Source organism: Nocardia sp. CA-119907 (assembly GCF_050955995.1).
In the GTDB taxonomy this organism is placed as follows: domain Bacteria; phylum Actinomycetota; class Actinomycetes; order Mycobacteriales; family Mycobacteriaceae; genus Nocardia.
Genome location: NZ_CP192091.1, coordinates 139050 through 154389, shown reverse-complemented (window position 1 = coordinate 154389; position 15340 = coordinate 139050). Strand labels below are relative to the sequence as shown.

At 64.2% G+C, this 15340-nt stretch carries 20 protein-coding genes; 6 read left to right on the top strand and 14 right to left on the bottom strand.

The window, feature by feature from the left end; translation table 11 throughout:
- Positions 1 to 55: 55 nt before the first annotated feature.
- Both ACQP2D_RS00755 and ACQP2D_RS00750 read right to left on the bottom strand, forming a co-directional pair.
- Positions 56 to 661, bottom strand: coding sequence for a hypothetical protein (locus ACQP2D_RS00755; RefSeq protein ID WP_433681814.1), 606 nt, complete (start codon positions 659 to 661; stop codon positions 56 to 58).
- A gap of 145 nt (positions 662 to 806) precedes the next feature.
- A complete protein-coding gene (locus tag ACQP2D_RS00750; protein WP_433681813.1) occupies positions 807 to 962 on the bottom strand; it encodes a hypothetical protein in 156 nt (51 codons plus the stop codon).
- A gap of 259 nt (positions 963 to 1221) precedes the next feature.
- Between ACQP2D_RS00750 and ACQP2D_RS00745 the strand changes: the two genes are divergently transcribed.
- Together ACQP2D_RS00745 and ACQP2D_RS00740 are read left to right on the top strand one after the other, a co-directional pair.
- Positions 1222 to 1848 carry a dihydrofolate reductase family protein gene (locus ACQP2D_RS00745; protein ID WP_433681812.1) on the top strand — a complete coding sequence of 209 codons (627 nt, stop codon included), beginning with the start codon at positions 1222 to 1224 and terminating at the stop codon, positions 1846 to 1848.
- A 451-nt stretch (positions 1849 to 2299) separates the two neighbouring features.
- Positions 2300 to 3235: an ADP-ribosylglycohydrolase family protein gene (locus ACQP2D_RS00740; RefSeq protein ID WP_433681811.1), complete on the top strand. Its 936-nt coding sequence runs from the start codon at positions 2300 to 2302 to the stop codon at positions 3233 to 3235.
- Here ACQP2D_RS00740 and ACQP2D_RS00735 read toward each other — a convergent pair.
- Positions 3192 to 3485: a hypothetical protein gene (locus tag ACQP2D_RS00735; protein ID WP_433681810.1), complete on the bottom strand. Its 294-nt coding sequence runs from the start codon at positions 3483 to 3485 to the stop codon at positions 3192 to 3194. The genes ACQP2D_RS00740 and ACQP2D_RS00735 overlap by 44 nt on opposite strands.
- Positions 3486 to 3865: 380 nt before the next feature.
- On the opposite strand from ACQP2D_RS00735, the gene ACQP2D_RS00730 reads away from it, so the two are divergent.
- A protein-coding gene (locus ACQP2D_RS00730) for an IS3 family transposase (protein WP_433677954.1) occupies positions 3866 to 5124 on the top strand; the annotation gives its coding sequence in 2 pieces (ribosomal slippage) (positions 3866 to 4139 and positions 4139 to 5124; 1260 coding nt in all).
- Between the two features lie 86 nt (positions 5125 to 5210).
- A complete protein-coding gene (locus tag ACQP2D_RS00725) occupies positions 5211 to 6101 on the top strand; it encodes a class I SAM-dependent methyltransferase (RefSeq protein ID WP_433681809.1) in 891 nt (296 codons plus the stop codon).
- Between the two features lie 653 nt (positions 6102 to 6754).
- Here the strand turns inward: ACQP2D_RS00725 and ACQP2D_RS00720 are convergent.
- The 5 genes from ACQP2D_RS00720 to ACQP2D_RS00700 form a co-directional block, all read right to left on the bottom strand.
- A complete protein-coding gene (locus ACQP2D_RS00720) occupies positions 6755 to 7321 on the bottom strand; it encodes a hypothetical protein (RefSeq protein ID WP_433681808.1) in 567 nt (188 codons plus the stop codon).
- Positions 7322 to 7408: 87 nt separating this feature from the next.
- Complete coding sequence (locus ACQP2D_RS00715) at positions 7409 to 7570, bottom strand: hypothetical protein (protein WP_433685987.1); 162 nt, start codon at positions 7568 to 7570, stop codon at positions 7409 to 7411.
- Positions 7571 to 7667: 97 nt separating this feature from the next.
- Entirely contained in the window at positions 7668 to 7913 is a 246-nt protein-coding gene (locus ACQP2D_RS00710; protein ID WP_433685986.1) for a hypothetical protein, read from the bottom strand.
- A gap of 161 nt (positions 7914 to 8074) precedes the next feature.
- Positions 8075 to 8851, bottom strand: coding sequence for a hypothetical protein (locus tag ACQP2D_RS00705; protein ID WP_433681807.1), 777 nt, complete (start codon positions 8849 to 8851; stop codon positions 8075 to 8077).
- On the bottom strand, positions 8833 to 8955 hold the full coding sequence (locus ACQP2D_RS00700) for a hypothetical protein (RefSeq protein WP_433681806.1): 123 nt from the start codon (positions 8953 to 8955) through the stop codon (positions 8833 to 8835). The genes ACQP2D_RS00705 and ACQP2D_RS00700 overlap by 19 nt, the downstream gene beginning before the upstream one ends.
- Positions 8956 to 9778: 823 nt before the next feature.
- On the opposite strand from ACQP2D_RS00700, the gene ACQP2D_RS00695 reads away from it, so the two are divergent.
- Positions 9779 to 10084 (top strand): hypothetical protein, encoded by a 306-nt coding sequence (locus ACQP2D_RS00695; protein ID WP_433681805.1) that lies wholly within the window; start codon positions 9779 to 9781, stop codon positions 10082 to 10084.
- Between the two features lie 744 nt (positions 10085 to 10828).
- On the opposite strand, the gene ACQP2D_RS00690 is transcribed toward ACQP2D_RS00695, so the two are convergent.
- Complete coding sequence (locus tag ACQP2D_RS00690) at positions 10829 to 11353, bottom strand: YbhB/YbcL family Raf kinase inhibitor-like protein (protein WP_433681804.1); 525 nt, start codon at positions 11351 to 11353, stop codon at positions 10829 to 10831.
- An 81-nt stretch (positions 11354 to 11434) separates the two neighbouring features.
- Here ACQP2D_RS00690 and ACQP2D_RS00685 point away from each other — a divergent pair, with 81 nt between their 5' ends.
- Positions 11435 to 11866, top strand: coding sequence for a MarR family winged helix-turn-helix transcriptional regulator (locus tag ACQP2D_RS00685; RefSeq protein WP_433681803.1), 432 nt, complete (start codon positions 11435 to 11437; stop codon positions 11864 to 11866).
- Positions 11867 to 12000: 134 nt separating this feature from the next.
- Here ACQP2D_RS00685 and ACQP2D_RS00680 read toward each other — a convergent pair whose 3' ends face one another.
- The 5 genes from ACQP2D_RS00680 to ACQP2D_RS00660 all read right to left on the bottom strand — a co-directional run bounded on the left by ACQP2D_RS00680 (position 12001) and on the right by ACQP2D_RS00660 (position 15163).
- Positions 12001 to 12537 carry a DUF3558 family protein gene (locus tag ACQP2D_RS00680; RefSeq protein ID WP_433681802.1) on the bottom strand — a complete coding sequence of 179 codons (537 nt, stop codon included), beginning with the start codon at positions 12535 to 12537 and terminating at the stop codon, positions 12001 to 12003.
- The gene (locus tag ACQP2D_RS00675; protein ID WP_433681801.1) at positions 12534 to 12716 is read right to left on the bottom strand and encodes a HEAT repeat domain-containing protein; all 183 of its coding nucleotides are present in this window, start codon (positions 12714 to 12716) and stop codon (positions 12534 to 12536) included. The genes ACQP2D_RS00680 and ACQP2D_RS00675 overlap by 4 nt, the downstream gene beginning before the upstream one ends.
- Before the next feature lie 120 nt (positions 12717 to 12836).
- Complete coding sequence (locus tag ACQP2D_RS00670) at positions 12837 to 13271, bottom strand: YdeI/OmpD-associated family protein (protein ID WP_433681800.1); 435 nt, start codon at positions 13269 to 13271, stop codon at positions 12837 to 12839.
- 112 nt (positions 13272 to 13383) lie between these two features.
- Positions 13384 to 14013: a glyoxalase gene (locus tag ACQP2D_RS00665; RefSeq protein ID WP_433681799.1), complete on the bottom strand. Its 630-nt coding sequence runs from the start codon at positions 14011 to 14013 to the stop codon at positions 13384 to 13386.
- A 286-nt stretch (positions 14014 to 14299) separates the two neighbouring features.
- The gene (locus ACQP2D_RS00660) at positions 14300 to 15163 is read right to left on the bottom strand and encodes an alpha/beta fold hydrolase (RefSeq protein ID WP_433681798.1); all 864 of its coding nucleotides are present in this window, start codon (positions 15161 to 15163) and stop codon (positions 14300 to 14302) included.
- Positions 15164 to 15340 lie beyond the last annotated feature (177 nt).

Genomic DNA, 15340 nt, shown 5'->3' with positions numbered 1-15340 from the left:
CCAGATACGTTCTTGGGCCTCGAGATCGGTTCTCAACACTTGCTGGCTGATCCAGCTAGCGATTCGGCGTAGGTGGCGGGACTTCCGGTGTTCGGCGCTGAGCTTCATCGGGCGGGCTCGCGATTTGGACGAACCGGGCTAGTTGCCATTCGTAGCTCTGCGACGAACCACGAATAGCGAGTCCGATGTCCTTCCGCACGACCTCATAGAAGTTGCGGCGCGCTTGACTTGCCGCCTCGACTGCTTGCACCCATGGCACATCGGAGATCCTGCCAGTCGCTATCAACTGGAGGCGGAAGCAGCTCTCGTGCCATCTGCGAGCGGCTGCGACTGCCTCTTCGCTTCCCAACATCAGGACCGACTCCCATTTCACGGTTCGTTCCTCCTCTGCCGAGGCGAGGGCGAGCAGTCCGTCGTCGAGAGGAAGTTTGTCGATATCGGGATGTATCCCCCGGTGTGCTGCGATCCGAACCGCGATACCGATCACCTTCTTCACCACGTGGGCGTACTCGGTGTAAGCGGTGAGCCTCTTCTCGTCCCATCGGATCGCCTGAGCTCGACGCCATCGTGCCCGTTCGGCGGCCGAGGTCGAACAGTACGTTGCAGCAGCTCCGAGCAGCACCCCGATCAGGGTGGGAAGCTGCTCCACGAACGAAGTCATCTCAAACCACCCCGACGGCGACGATGCGTGGTCGATGGCTCATGTCTTCCCCCCACGCGGCAGTTACCAGGCTTGTCAGACGAATTCTCCCCGCAGACACCACCTTTGGATACAGCCAATGTGGAAACTGGATTCGCCACCACCGTCAACAGCTGGGCGTAGCCGCCGATTCGACCCGCTTATCGACGATCAGAACCACGGAATAGATCGGCGTGGTCATCTGCGCCGCGGCGGCGACACTGATCCGAGCGCGCTCGAGTTCGAGGCGCCGCGCATCCAGCACCCGCCGCGTCGGACTCATCGGGTGTCAGATCGGCAAGCAAGCCGTCGAGATGCACAACTGTCGTAGTAGTAGAACGGAACTTGCCAGCCGATCAACCCGTTGAACAAGCCTGTTCCGTCAGTGCATCGGGAGGCTTTCCATCTTGAAGCCAGGGACACCTACGCTGTTCCGACCGAATCGGAACACCTCCGGCGGTCCTCGATGGAGTTCCGACACGGTCGGCAGCGATTCGACCTGAGACCGCTCAGAATCAGTGCGCCGCTCCGTCTACATTCACATGAAGCTCACCGTTCAGACGTTCCTGACCCTCGACGGCGTGATGCAGGCCCCCGGCGGACCCGAGGAAGATCCCAGCGACGCCTTCACCCACGGCGGCTGGCAAGCCCCGTTCCCGGACAAGGCCGTCGGCGAGTTCGTCACCGAACTCAACAGCCACGCCAGCGCGTTCCTGTTCGGTCGCAGAACCTTCGACATCTTCCGCGGCTACTGGCCCGATCAGACCGACCCCGACAACCCCATCGCCACAGCGATCAACTCCCTGCCCAAATACGTCGTGTCCAACTCACTCAGCCAGGCCGACGCCACATGGCGCGGCGAACACCCCGACACCGCTCACCTCCTGACCGGCGACGTCGTCGCGGCGGTGCAGGCGCTCAAGGACGAACCCGGCGACGAACTGCAGATCTGGGGAAGCGGCAAACTGCTCCAGACACTATTGCAGCACGAACTCGTCGACCGCTTACGCCTGATGACGTTTCCGGTGGTACTCGGCTCCGGTCGCCGCTTGTTCAACGACGGCATCCTCCCGGCGACCATGCGCCCAGTCGAGCTCACCGTGACCGATCTCGGCATCGTCCTGGGCACCTACGAACCAGCAGGCCCGGTTCGCCACGGCCAGATGTAACCCGACTGAGTGGATGACCGTGCCAGGCCGTCACATCACGGCTGGCCATCACCGTGGCGATCACGGCGACCCGCGCCGGTCTGATGTCGTCCTGATTCCCAACCTCGGTCAGCCGGTTCATCGACAACCCCGAGCACCCGTCCTCGATCGACACCCTTCGCGCTGTATCCAAGCCTTGAAGCTCGACCTGCGCGATGTCACGCACTGGTCCAGTATCGCGCTCGAACTCGACGAGGCATACACCCCGCCAACCGCAAGCAGCTCTCCTGGGCGCGAGCAACGCAAACACGTCACCGACCTCATCAGCGCACTTGCGGCGATGAACCGACATCCACGGCCGCCGTTGAAGATTCAGACACACAGTCGCCATCCGCGTAGATCGTCTTCGCCTTGGCTATCATCGGAGGCAATGCATGTCGATTTGATGCTTGATTCTTTGGATGGACTGTCCGTGGGGGACGCTCTGGGACAGCAGTTCCCGATCATGCGCCGATCCATCGCAGATCTTCGGGCCGGTAATCTTCCCGTCGGGCCGTGGGGGTGGACCGACGACACCGAGATGGCCTGCTCTGTAGTTACCGAGCTGTGCAGTCGCGGCGAGATCGACCAGGATCGGCTCGCTACCGCTTTCGCGCGACGCTTCGACCCGGGCCGTGACTACGGCTTCAACACGGTCGCCACCTTGCGCCGAGTCCGCGATGGCGTGCATTGGCGCAAGGCGGCCGCAGCCGCCTACGGTGGCGAGGGTTCCTGTGGCAACGGTGCGGCCATGCGGGTTGCCCCGCTGGGCGCCTTTTATGCCAGCGATCCGGAAAAGGTTGTCGCCGAAGCAGTCCGGTCGGCACAGGTGACGCATATGCATCCCGAAGGAGTCACCGGTGCCGTCGCGGTCGCACTCGCCGCAGCCCACGCCGCCCATGCCCGCCTCAACGGGACACAGCCCACACCAACCGAATTCATCACCAGCGTCCTCGACCGCCTCGACCACAGTGACACGACCCGGCTGATCCGCCGCGCCCGCACCCTGCTCGGAGCCCCCGCCGCCGAGGCCGCGAACGAACTCGGCAACGGATCTCTGGTCACCGCGCAGAACACGGTGCCGTTCACGATGTGGGTCGCGGCCACATACCTGCACGACTACCCGGCCGCAGTCACCACATGCATTGCAGCAGACGGAGATATCGACACCACCAGCGCCATCGTCGGCGGGATCGTCGCCGCCTACACCGCCAACCGCACGCCTCCGGTCATTGGGATACCCCAAACATGGCTTGCCGCACGAGAGCCGTTGCCCCTCTGGTACAACACCATCCATCGAACACGCGGGCGCAAGAACTCTGTATTCAGCCGCGCTCGACGATGGCTGACCGGCACATCGCCGAGATGACCACGATCGACCGGCTGGCATCGGCCGCCTGCGGAAACTGGCAATGACCAAACTTGTGGGTTCCGGACTGGGGAGGTCGCGCATTCCACTGTCGCGGGTTGTCGATGGTTTCCAGCCAGCGGGTGACCGGAACTTGGGGTGCGGTGACGTAGCGGCTCCAGGTGGCCGCGACCTTGGTTGTGGTGACGCGGTGGTAGCCGAGAGCGTCGGCGACGACCGGGCGGGCAGCGAGTGCAGAGACGGCGGGCATGAAACTTGTCCCGGCATCCGCGTCGCGAGTACCGGTAGTCGGTGGCGAAAGCGGGGCAGTCGGTGCAGATCGGCTCGCACGACCCCGGCTCAGTAGGGGCCAGTGGCGAAGAAAACCGCATTCGGTCTGCGGAATTCGAACGGCAGTTCGTCATCCAACCAGTCCTGGCAGGAACCGTAATTGCCGCCCCGAGCCGGTCGATGTGCACACCGTCGCGAGTTCGCATCCGATGCAATTGGCGGCGGAAGCAGTAATGGCACAAGAAACAACGAAGTTCGCGTATCCGCTGGTCACTAGGGGCATGCCACGACCTACTCCGCCAGGGAGTATGAACCGCCCCGATCTTCTTGCCGCTTCCTTCCTTGAGGAGGATGTTGGCCATGCCCAAGCAGTATCCGATCGAGCAGCGTGAGCGTGCGGTGAAGATGGTGCTGGACCGACTCGACGGTTATCCGTCGGTGTATGCCGCCTGCCAAGCGCTCGCCGTGAAACTTGGAGTCCATGCTGAAACGCTGCGGGTGTGGGTGAAGCAGGCACAGGTCGATACCGGGAAGGCGCCCGGAGTGACGACCGCTGAGCAGGCGCGGATCAAGGAACTCGAACGGGAGAACCGAGATCTGAAGGAGGCCAACGAGATTCTGAAAGCGGCCTCGATTTTCTTCGCGCGGGAGCTCGACCCGCGACGCCGTTGATCTGCCAGTTCATCGATACCGAACGTGCAAAGGGGCACCGGGTCGAGTCGATTCTGGGTGTACTGCGAGAGCAGGGCATGCAGATCGCCGGGCGCACGTACCGGAACTGGAAAACCACCGGACCGTCGGCGCGGACGGTCACCGACGCGCATCTCACCGATGCGTTACGGGCTACCTCGGGCACGCCGGAGGGCATGTACGGCAGCCGCAAGATGGCCCGGCATCTGCGTCGCCAGGGCCATGAGGTATCGGTGGACACCATCGGGCGGCTCATGCGCGATGAAGGCATGTCCGGTGTGGTCCGCGGCGGCAGAGTCCGGACCACGATCGCTGGGAAGGGCCACGATCATCGCCGTGCACCGGACCTACTCGACCGCGACTTCACTGCCGTCGAGCCAAATCGCAAGTGGGTCACCGACTTTACCTACGTGCCTACCTGGCTGGGGTTCGTCTACGTGGCGTTCGTGATCGACTGTTTCTCCCGCGCGATCTTGGGCTGGCACGCGGCCACGGTCAAGGACACCGCGATGGTCACCAGCGCGCTGCGGATGGCGTTGTGGCGACGCGATCACGACGGCCACGCTGTCGCTGACGGTCTGATCCACCACAGCGACGCCGGATCCCAATACACGGCTATCTCGTTCGCTGACACCCTTGCGGCCGAAGGGATTTCAGCGTCGATAGGCAGTATCGGCGATGCCTACGACAACGCACTGTCCGAATCGACGATCGGGCTCTACAAGACCGAAGCCCTCGCCAAGGACAGCCCGTTCCTCACCGGGCCGCTACGTTCGCTCGACGACGTCGAGTTCGCGACGATGGAATGGGTCGACTGGTACAACAATCGGAGGTTGCACAGCCTGATCGGGTATCTCCCACCCGCCGAATACGAAGCCCTCTACTACGCTCAACAACAGCCATCCCAGCCGGTGATGACTCAACCATGAAGCCGGCAAGAAACTCGGGGCGGTTCAGTAACTGGTGTGGCTGAGTTCACGGTGCTGGCGCCGTGTTCATGAGTAACTTCTTGTGTATGGACCATGAGGGACCCAGCCGGACAGCGCTCGTGACTGCTTACGCCCGTGCCTATCACCAAATTGCTGACCGGCCAAGGATTCTTACCGATCCGCTGGCGGCACGTCTGCTGGGTGTCACTGTGGATGAGCTGACCGAATTGGGCCGGCCCGCAGAGGATCGTCCCGGCAGTGATGTGGGCTCGGGAATCCTGCGGCTGGGTGTCAGTGATCGGCCGCGCCGCCTGTTCTTTGCTGCTCGTGCCCGTTTCGCCGAGGATCGGGTGGCCGCGGCCGTCGCTGCCGGCGTGCGGCAGGTCGTGATCCTCGGCGCGGGCCTGGATACCTTCGCCTACCGCAACCCGCATCCTGACCTGCGTGTATTCGAGGTCGACCATCCCGCTACCCAAGCGTGGAAACACCAACGCCTCGCCGCATCCGGTATCGACCAGCCCGAGCGGCTGACTTTCGTGCCGGTCGACTTCGAAACCGACACACTGGCAACACAATTGGAGGCCGCCGGATTCAGCCGGACCGATCCGGCCGTATTCGTGTGGCTCGGTGTCGTCTACTATCTGACTCCGGACGCCGCCCGCACCACCCTCGAATACATTGCTCGCCAATCCGAGCCGGTCGAGGTGATCTTCGACTACCTACAGTCGGCAGACACCGACGAGGAACGTGCGCAGCTGCAGGCACGCGCACATCGAGCGGCAGCTGTCGGCGAACCCTGGTTCAGCTACTTCGCTCCTGACGACATCGCCGCACAGTTGCGCGCGCTCGGCTTCACCGACGTCGAAGACCACTTCGCTGCGGACCTCATCGCTGGGTACCTCGATGGATCCGCGGAATTCGAGGGCGAACCACCCCAGGCACTGCGCCCGGTCCGCATACTACGGGCGAGCCGCTGAGGATTCCCGCAAGTTCCTTGCCGGCGCAGCCCAGCTGCGCTTGGTCTCCGCCGAGCAGGAGGGGTGAACCGGAGCAGGTCGGCGCGGATGTCGTGGTTGGTGCAGCCTCCGCCGACACTCTGGAGGAACCGCCAGGTGTTGCCCTGCACCTGCCCCAGGCCGTGCTCCACTACCCGAAACGCAGCACAGGACCGCCGAACTCCAACTGTCGTTTTCCACCATTGTGAGACCACCGCGTTGCCAGTCGTGGGACCACCGACAGCAGTACAGAAGTGAAACGGGTTATCCGCTGTTGATTGGCGGACGCCGCGTTTCCGAACGACTGGCTCCGTCCGTCATCTGTGGGATCTGGCCCAATTTCGTGATGTCACATCTGTGTTGTTCACTCGCTCAACGAGATTCGCAATTATCAAGGGCCCGTCAGCAATTCATGATGGGTCAATCACGCAATCCATGCCAGATCCAGAATTTGGAGAGTCACCGACAGGGCGGCGGTGAGCCGCCAAGACCTCCACCGATGATCGCAATCGGGTGATGGTACTCATGGCCCTTCGAGGTGCTCGTGGCGGGGAAAACACTGAATGTCGCTGGCGCTCAGGCGTAGTGGCTTAGGCTGTTCGGATGCGGGTTCCTGCGCCGTTGCCGGCGGGCGGTCAGTGTTTCGGGCGGCCGAACCACCGGGTCGCGGCTTGTTGGAACGCTTCGGGATCGGGGCCATGGTCGTCCGCCCAGGCCACGATGCCGTCGGGCCGGATCAGAACGGCGCCGAGACCGAGGTTGTCGTGTACCGGGCCGGCCGCGTAATGGATCCGGCCTTGCCAACCCTGGGCTGCGTCCCGGAGTGCGTGGTCGGTGCTGAAGTCGAGCGCGACGCCGTGTCCTTGCTGTAGGAGGTCACCGAGGCGAGTGGCGTCGTCGAAGCGAAAGTCAGGGGCGGTGTGGCCGGCGCGGGGCTGTCGGCTGCCCAGGTCGTGGCGGTGGGCCAGTCCCGATGTTTTCCGGTACACGTGGGTGGTTCCGTCTGGGGTGCTCATCAGGTCGCGGACCAGCCGCTGTAGGGCGGGGGCATTGGGGCCCGGTTGCATGGTTGCGACCTGGGCCCGGGACCAGTCGAGAACAGACGCGCCGATGGGGTGGCGCTCGCTGGTGTAGGTGTCGAGCAGGCCGTCGGGCGCGCGTAGCCGTGCACGGTTGCCGATAATGCCATGAAGCACTGACACTTTCGGCGACGTCCTCGCTTGTGAACTGCACCCACCGGACTGGTTCCCGCGTTGGAGTCCAAGTCCGAATAGGTTGTGGTGCAGGCGTCACCGTCTGCTGCGGCGCGCGCGTTTGTCCGATGCGGGGTCGGGGTGTTGTTCGCTCGCGCGGCTGTTTGCTGCGGCGGCGAGTGCGGCTTTGGTGTGGGCGAGCCTGTAGGAATCGGTGCCGGTTTCGATGATGTTGCCGCCGAAGGTGAGCCGGTCCACGATCGCCGCCGTTATCTCGACCTCGATCGCCGAAACGCTGTGATGACCAGCGTGTTCGTGTCGTGGACAGGTGTGTTTGACGGGATCGCTGATGTTCTCATTGGTTGTCGGCGGCGGTTTGTCGTGCAGACCGGAGTTGTCCGTGCGCGATGGCGAGTGCTTCGCGGAGTTGCTGGTTGTCGGTGTCGTAGAGGCCGAAGTTGAGCGACGCGCGCTCGACCGTTTCGCGGCTGCGGCCAAGGGCCCAGAAGGCGTCGGTCGAAAGCCAGCGGTGCACCAGGTCGACGTCGAGACGGTCCGGGTTGATGGTGATCTCGTATTCGTCTGCCCTGCAATTGATCATGATGGATCCTAGTTCCGATTGTTGTCACGCCGCCAACAGATTTGGGTGGCCCGTCGCTGTGAGCGCGACGGGCCGCGGAGATGAACCGGAGTTTGCTCCCAAAGGCATCGGCTGCGGCGCGGATCCGTCCGATCGCCGCCGGCCGGGCTGGGCCGCACGCGCTATTCGCAGACCTGGTGGGAGAACCCGAATTCAACGGTGACGGCTGCCTGCGCCGGGGCGAATCGGTTGTGCGGTATGCCGGGGGTGAAGGCGAAGACCGAGACGTGCTCGTTCTGACGATCCAGCCACCAGCCCGCGGTGCGGCAGGCGCGCCACCGGGTACCGCTCATGTCGGCGAGCCTTTCGACGCCCGCAGAACCGAATGTCCAGCCGCCGGAATCACCCAGATGAGCGAGCAAGCGGCCGGCCACCTGATCATCGGGCGTGCCGTCGGCGGCGGCGATGGCGAAGGTGCGCTCGCAGAAGCCCCCCGCGTCGGAGTCCCCGCAGCTGGTCGTGTCGTCGACGACCGTCAGGCCGGCGGGCAGGGGTAGCAGCAGTTCGGCGTCGGGGGTCGCGACGGCCTTGCCCCCGTAGGCTGGGGCGCTCGCGAAGACGCCGAGGTCGCCCAGCACGAAGAACAGCAGCACGAACAGGGCCAGTACGCCGTACAGCCCGCCGAGCACCCGGGCGATCCACTGCCGCACCCCACCACCGTCGGTATCGGCCCAGTCCCAGATCAGTCCCGCCAGCAGCACCACGACACCGGCGGCGATCATCAGCACCTCGAGACTGTGCTGATAGTGGCGCACTCGCCAGCCCCCGAACGCCACACCCAGCTCGGCCACGGTCAGCACCGCCAACACCGCACCCACGCGCCACCGGGTGCGGGGCGCTCGCGCCGCGAGCAGCCAGCAGGCCAACGGCACCAACAAGATCAGCAGATGCGCGACCATTCTCGAAGTTCACCACGGAACGTCGCGGTGCTGAAAGCCACCTTGCCGTCGGGGTCACGGGCCGGGCGCGGCAGCAGATAGACCGAAGCTTGAAAAGATGTCATGAGGCAAGTAGATGCCGCGCGCGCCACCTACCGATCCCAGGTTTCAGCCCGAACCCACAGGTTGCGGGCCAGCCGGCGCGACCGGGATCCCGGACGTGGTTCTCTCGACCAGACGACTGCCGAAGACCTCGAAACCCCTGGATGATGGCTCATTACACAATCGAGCACCGAAAAGCCGCGAGCAGCCGAGTCTCCGAGCAAGGGCCGCTGCACGGTCATCGTCAAGGCGCAGTGCGTTCGGTCGGCCTCGAATCGATACAGCCACCTGCAGGTCGCCTGCCCCGCTCCGACCGGTTCGATCAGCGCGGTATGCGGCACAAGAGCGTATTCACCGCACGGTGACCGGGGTGCTGGATCGGGTCTGGAGGTCAGGTGGGTGCGATCGCGTTCAGGCTGAATCCGATGGACGGACCACCGAGATGAGGTCCTCCAAGTCAGCAACCCGCATCACGTCTGCGTGACATTTCCGAGATCATTTCGTAATGTATCGGTGATGCGTCCCCAACGATAGCCAGTAATCGACATTATGCCTGGTCAACACCGCAAACGTCCGGTAGGCCGCAAGCGCAGTCCGCTCGCTGTGGTTGTGGCTGCGTGTGGCATCGCTGCCATTGTCGTAGTGGTGTTGTGGGTGGCGAGCCCGACCGCTCAGCATGCCGCGGTCCAAGCGGCCCCTGCCGCCGCGCCGTCGACGGCACGGCCGGCACCGGCAGCTGCGGCCGAGCAACTACCACCGTCAGCGGAGGAATACATCAAACACCTACGCGTCCTGTGTTCGACCGAACTCGCCGGCACCCGACCGCATGTGGCACAGGTGGGCCACTTGCTCGGAAAGATGTTCGGGATCACCGACATCGGGGGTGCTTTGGGCCGCGGCAACGACGATCACGGCGCCGGCCTGGCAGTCGATTTGATGACATCTGATTCCGCACGCGGCGATGCGATCGCCGAATTCGTGCTGGCCAATCAGCAGCGTTTTGGTGTGACCTACGTGATCTGGCAGCAGCGATACAACGACGGCAACGGCTGGTCGTACATGGAAGACAATGGGAGCCCGACCGCAAATCATTACGACCACGTGCACGTATCCTTCGCCGCGAATGCCACTGATGTGGACCTACAGTGCTGACCGCCACCGCACGCTGAACCAAACGCCACCTATGTTCGTCGGTCCCGTGCGTGGTGTCGGCCGGGTGGGCATGGACGGCCACGACCGTCGCCACCCCTGGTTCGTCAAGTCACGGCGGAGTTCACATCAAGATCTCGCAGCTGCTCGACCAGATTGATCCGCCACCCGGCGTGCGGAACGAAATGGAAGCCGACGTCAAGAAACCGCGAGACCGGCGAAACGACCACGCCCATGCGCTGACCGGTTCGACCTGGCAGCGTCCAGCGGCATCAGGGAGGCCGACGAGGCCACACACTGTGTTCGACGCTGACACGCTTGTCGACACGTCGTACCCGTACTCGAGCGCTGATCAGCATGAGCGTGCAATTATCCTCACCGCCCGGAGTGTGTCGGGCCTTGATGACCCTGGATGGCTCGGAACAAGTGACGCTGAGCCACCGCAATGAGTTGGCGCAATGCCACAACCCGAACACCCCGACGGTCGATGGACCAGCGATTCGGATCAGGCCGGTAGGCGTTCGGCAGAGTAAAAAACTATGGCGTGAACTGCTGAAAGTCACCGAGTTTTCGGCGATCGGCGCTGCGCTAGTGCATAGGAGACCACCGCGCACCCCAAATGTCGGCTAGGGTCGTTCGCTCGGCATGCGACATGAGCGATCACTGGCCCTAACCGTAGTCAGGGCATGGATGGCTGAGCGAACGGTATGCCCAGCGCCGAGGACTGTTCGAGGACCCAGTCGGCTGTCAGGCGGGAGCGTCGCTCGTTCCGACGATCACCGCCCGCCCGAGGGTATGCGGAATCATCAAGATGTTGAGCATCGCAACGCTTGCGCCGGCCGGTACTTCCAAACGATCCACTGAGAGTGCTGTCGCGCAAACGAACAGGCGATGGGTGCCGGTGCCGGGCGGTGGCCGCACCCCGGAGTATGCCGCTTGCCCCAGATCATTCGTCAGAGCGATGGCACCGGCAGGCAGATCGGTCCCTCCGCTTGCCCCAGCATCGCCTTTGATGCTCCCCGCGGCGGCAGGCACGTCCTTGACCACCCAGTGCCAGAGTCCGCCCGGGATCGGCGCATCGGCGTCGAAGGCGGTGATGACCAGGCTTCGGGTTCCGTCGGGCAAACCTGACCAGGCCAGGGCGGGAGAGCGATTGGCACCGGCGTCGGTGTTGTAGCAGGCCGTCGGGAGCGCACCGCCGTTGTCGAAATCGTCACTGTGCAAGTCGAATTCGACGGCAGGAAAGGCTAGTGCGTAGGGGTGATAGCTCATGGTTGGGTTCTCCTGAGAGGATCAAGATATACAGCATTGCTGTATATCTTGAACGTACAGCGAAGCTGTATAATTTGTCCAGTGGGAGATGCCGACTACTCCGTGACCGACGCCGAGCAACTTCGGGTGGTCGTCGGAAGGTTCGTGCGCTGCGTCAGAAGCGTCGACACGATGCCGGCGGGGCAAGCCGCAGTGCTCGGTTATCTGAGCAGAGAGGGACCACTGGCGATCGTGGCTCTGGCAGATCGGGAAGGCGTGCGCCACCAAACCATGGCTCGGACGGTGCGGTTGCTGGCCGACCAGGGGTTGGTCGACGTCGCGGCCGATACCAGCGACAAGAGGCGCGTCATCGTGACACTGTCGGCCGAGGGCAGCGCCCGACTCGATGACGAACGAACGAGTCGAGCGGCGTGGATCGCGCGGGCCGCGCACATGAAGTTGACCGATCAGGAGCGGACGGCCCTCAAACACCTTCCCACAGTTCTCGAGAAACTCATCGTCGACGGCATGTGACCCGAACACCTGGGTGACCAGCACTGCTCACTACATGCAGAAGGCCGGGCAATTCCGGGTGCCGGCCCCGAACCTGCTTGTCGTGTCCGATTTCACCTACGTGCACCGACCCGGGGGATTCACAGGCGAAGTCTCTAGTTCGGGAGAGAAGGTTCGACGATTCGGGCGGCACTGAGCGCACGTGCGCATGGATCGGATTCACCACCAGCAGTTGGACTCTCGTATGCCTCGACGTAGATTGCGGCGGCCGGTATGGACAGTACGAGTTCGCATGCTCGGTTCGCGCTCTGGTCGGCGGGGCGGTATTGGATGCCGGTGTGGCTGCCTATCGAGACGTCGGTGGATGGTGTTTTGGTTCTTTTGATCGCGTCGAGCGGGTACGTGGTTGATCTGATTCCGATGGTGTAGGCCCATACGGCTTTGGAACTGTCCCAGGTGCAGTACTTGAATCCTGGCTGTTCTTTGGCCGTCGAGGCTTTGGTGTCCGGATCGACGCCCATCTGCCGCAGCGTTGGCGCAGTCACCTGAGTGCAGGGGTCCCATAGTGCGGCAGTGGATGTGGCGTCAGTATGCGTCGCCGCTTGGTTCTCACCGGATGCGCATCCTCCGGCCCCGAGCGTTATCGCAGCCGCCAGAACCAATGCGCTACTTGGGTTTACGTGTAACGTCATTCCGTTGCCGTGTCATCTGTAGGCAGCTTGGCGAGCGTTTTCGCCGCTTGTGTCCGCGTGTATCGGTCGGGATCATCGAGAAATGGCTCGATGAGGTTCCGGACGCCAGATGCCTTCATCTGGCCGAGGGCGTCCATCGCGAAGTTGCGGGTATGGGGGTGAGTGATCCATGTGCGCAAGAGCGATCTCCTTTGCCGCCGGTGTCTTTCGCTCAGCACTACGCCGCGCTGAATATCGTGTCGCCGGGCCAGGACTCTGCGCGGCGATTTCATAGCCGGCGGCGTCTCGTTTCTCGGGTTTCAGCCCCGCAGGGTGGCGATGGCCTTCTCGATGCGCCGTTGGCGTGTGTCAGGCTTCTTCGCGCTCTCGATGGCGTGCACGTGCTCGCGCTTGCGGCTGGAGGCGAGGTTGTCGTAGGCGGTGCGGGCGACGGGGTCGTCGTCCAGGGCTCGGGCGAAGTCCGGGGGCTCGACGACGACGCGCGGCTGGGTGTCGAGCTCGACCTCGACCTCGACCTCGTCGCCGATCGCGACACCCGCGGCCTGCCGGTTGGCGTTGCTGAGGCCGAGCAGGTAGCGGCCGCGCATGAGGGCGACCCGGCTCTTCCAGGAATGCCCGTTGACCGTGATCGTCACTGGCGGCCGCGCGCCCTCGCCCAGCGCCGCCACCACCTCGGGCGGAACTTCCAGGCCCCGCATGGGCTCGGGTGGCTCGACGTGGGTCCAAAACTTCATCATCCTTCTCCTGTCGTTCTGCCACTCACCGCGGATGCGGCCTGCCCACTGCCCCTGTCAGGACACCAAAAGTCTGACCCTCGCCGCCAATGACGGAGCTTGATCGCCCAGCTCAGGCCGTTGCCTCCCACGCGAACCCGTCCGGGTCGATGAACGAACCGATGCCGCTGTCCATGACGATGCGGTGCGATCCTCTGCCTTCCTGGGAGACCCCGGCCTCCTTGGCGGCAGCCTTGCGTGGGTACAACGCCAGGGTGACCGGCGAGCCCGAGTTCGCGAACTCGGCGTACTTGCCACCGAAGCTCTTCGACACCGTCAAGCCGCGATCGACATAGAACTGCTTGCTGGCCTTCACATCCGTCACGCCCATCAGCAACACCAGGTCGTCGATCTCGCGGGTGAATGGGCCCACATCCTTCTTCTTAGAGGTGGCGACCTTCCAAATCGTCCCCTCCGGCGCCTGAACCACCGCGCTGTAACCCCACAGGCTCTTCTTCGCGGGCTTGAGGACTACAAACCCGGCGTCGACCGCGGTGCCGACGAGGCTGTCGACGGTGGAGGGCTGCGACACCACCAGTGACAAGATGAATCCACGGAAACCGGTCGTCGGCGTCGGCGAAGCCCGGAACCCGAGCCGGTCACCCAGTCCGAACGCGGCGTCGTAGATCGCGGCGGCGGCCTGGGGATCGGCCACCTCGAGGTGAACGTTGATGTCGATGCTGATGTTCGCGTTGATTTCCATGCTCACAACGCTAGATACGGGCCGGCTCCGTCACATCCGTGCCGACCACGGAACACACCACTGAGCTGAGACTGTGGGAGTACGGGCAGACCCCCGCCCCGACCGTAGAGCGACATCGGCCCCGGACCCGATGAACCATGCCGTTTCAACATTGTGCGACAGGCTCACCGCTGAACGCGGCTCGCCGACGCGGCAGACAACCGAGCCCGTAATCGAGACGGCCTGGGCACTGCCGGAAGTGGTCATCTGTGCGTTCCGCCGCTCAGGATGCCTCCCAACCGGGCGGCTACAGCGCGAGCATGGCGGCAGCGACCTGGTCGGCCGCGGCGTGGCGCAGAGCGGTACCCATGTCGTCGAGGACGAGCAGTCGTGCCCCTGGGATTTCGGCGGCGAGGACCTCGCCGTTGCCGACCGGGAAGAACGGGTCGGCGCGACCGTGCACCACGAGTGTGGGCACGTCGAGCTCACCGAGCCGGCCCCGCCAGCGCGGGGCGCAATCGATCCGGGAAAACACCATCCCGAGCTGGTTCGCCTGGTGCACCGCGGGATCGCTCGACGGCGTCCGATCCCAGATCCGGGCCGCCGTCGCCCACGCGTCCTCCGGATCGTTGCCCATCGGTTCGGCCCCCGAGGCGGCGAATGCCGCGACAGCGTCGCGGTCGGACCAGTCCGGCAGCGGGCGGGAGAACAGCGCGCCCATGACCTGGAGGTCGTGGTCCGGCAGGTCCTCGTCGACCGGGCCCGGCGCCACCGGCCGAGTGCCGACGAGGGTCAGTGCGGAGAACACGTCCGGGTGGTCCAGCGCGGCGACCTGAGCGACCATCCCACCGACGCCGACTCCACCGAGATGGGCGGTCCCGGCACCGAGCACCTCGACCAGCGCGGCCGCGTCGGCGACGAGATCCCGCAGGTCGTAGTCCGGATTCTCCGGGTCGAGGGTCGTCGACGCGCCAGAGTCGCGCAGGTCGTAGCGGACCACGCGCCGCCCGCCCGACGCGAGCCGCTCGCACAGCGCGTCGGGCCAGGACAACATCGTTGTGCCGCCGACCAGCAGGACCAGCGGATCGTCCTCGCGGCCGAAGCTCTCGATGCCGAGATCCACACCGTTCGCCCGCACCGAGGTCATGCCCGATCGAAACGGTCTCGTCATGCCTGGACTCCTGTCTGTCGGTATACCCAGAGGTATCGACGACAGATTCACCCGAAAGTCATCGGTGTAGCCGAGATCGTGTCCACACCCCCGCAATCGCCCCGAACTCGGCAGTTGTTGACGTTAGCGGTCCTCGAAGCGGCACGGCCAGTTGATCTTCCGTCACCCCGCGCAGGC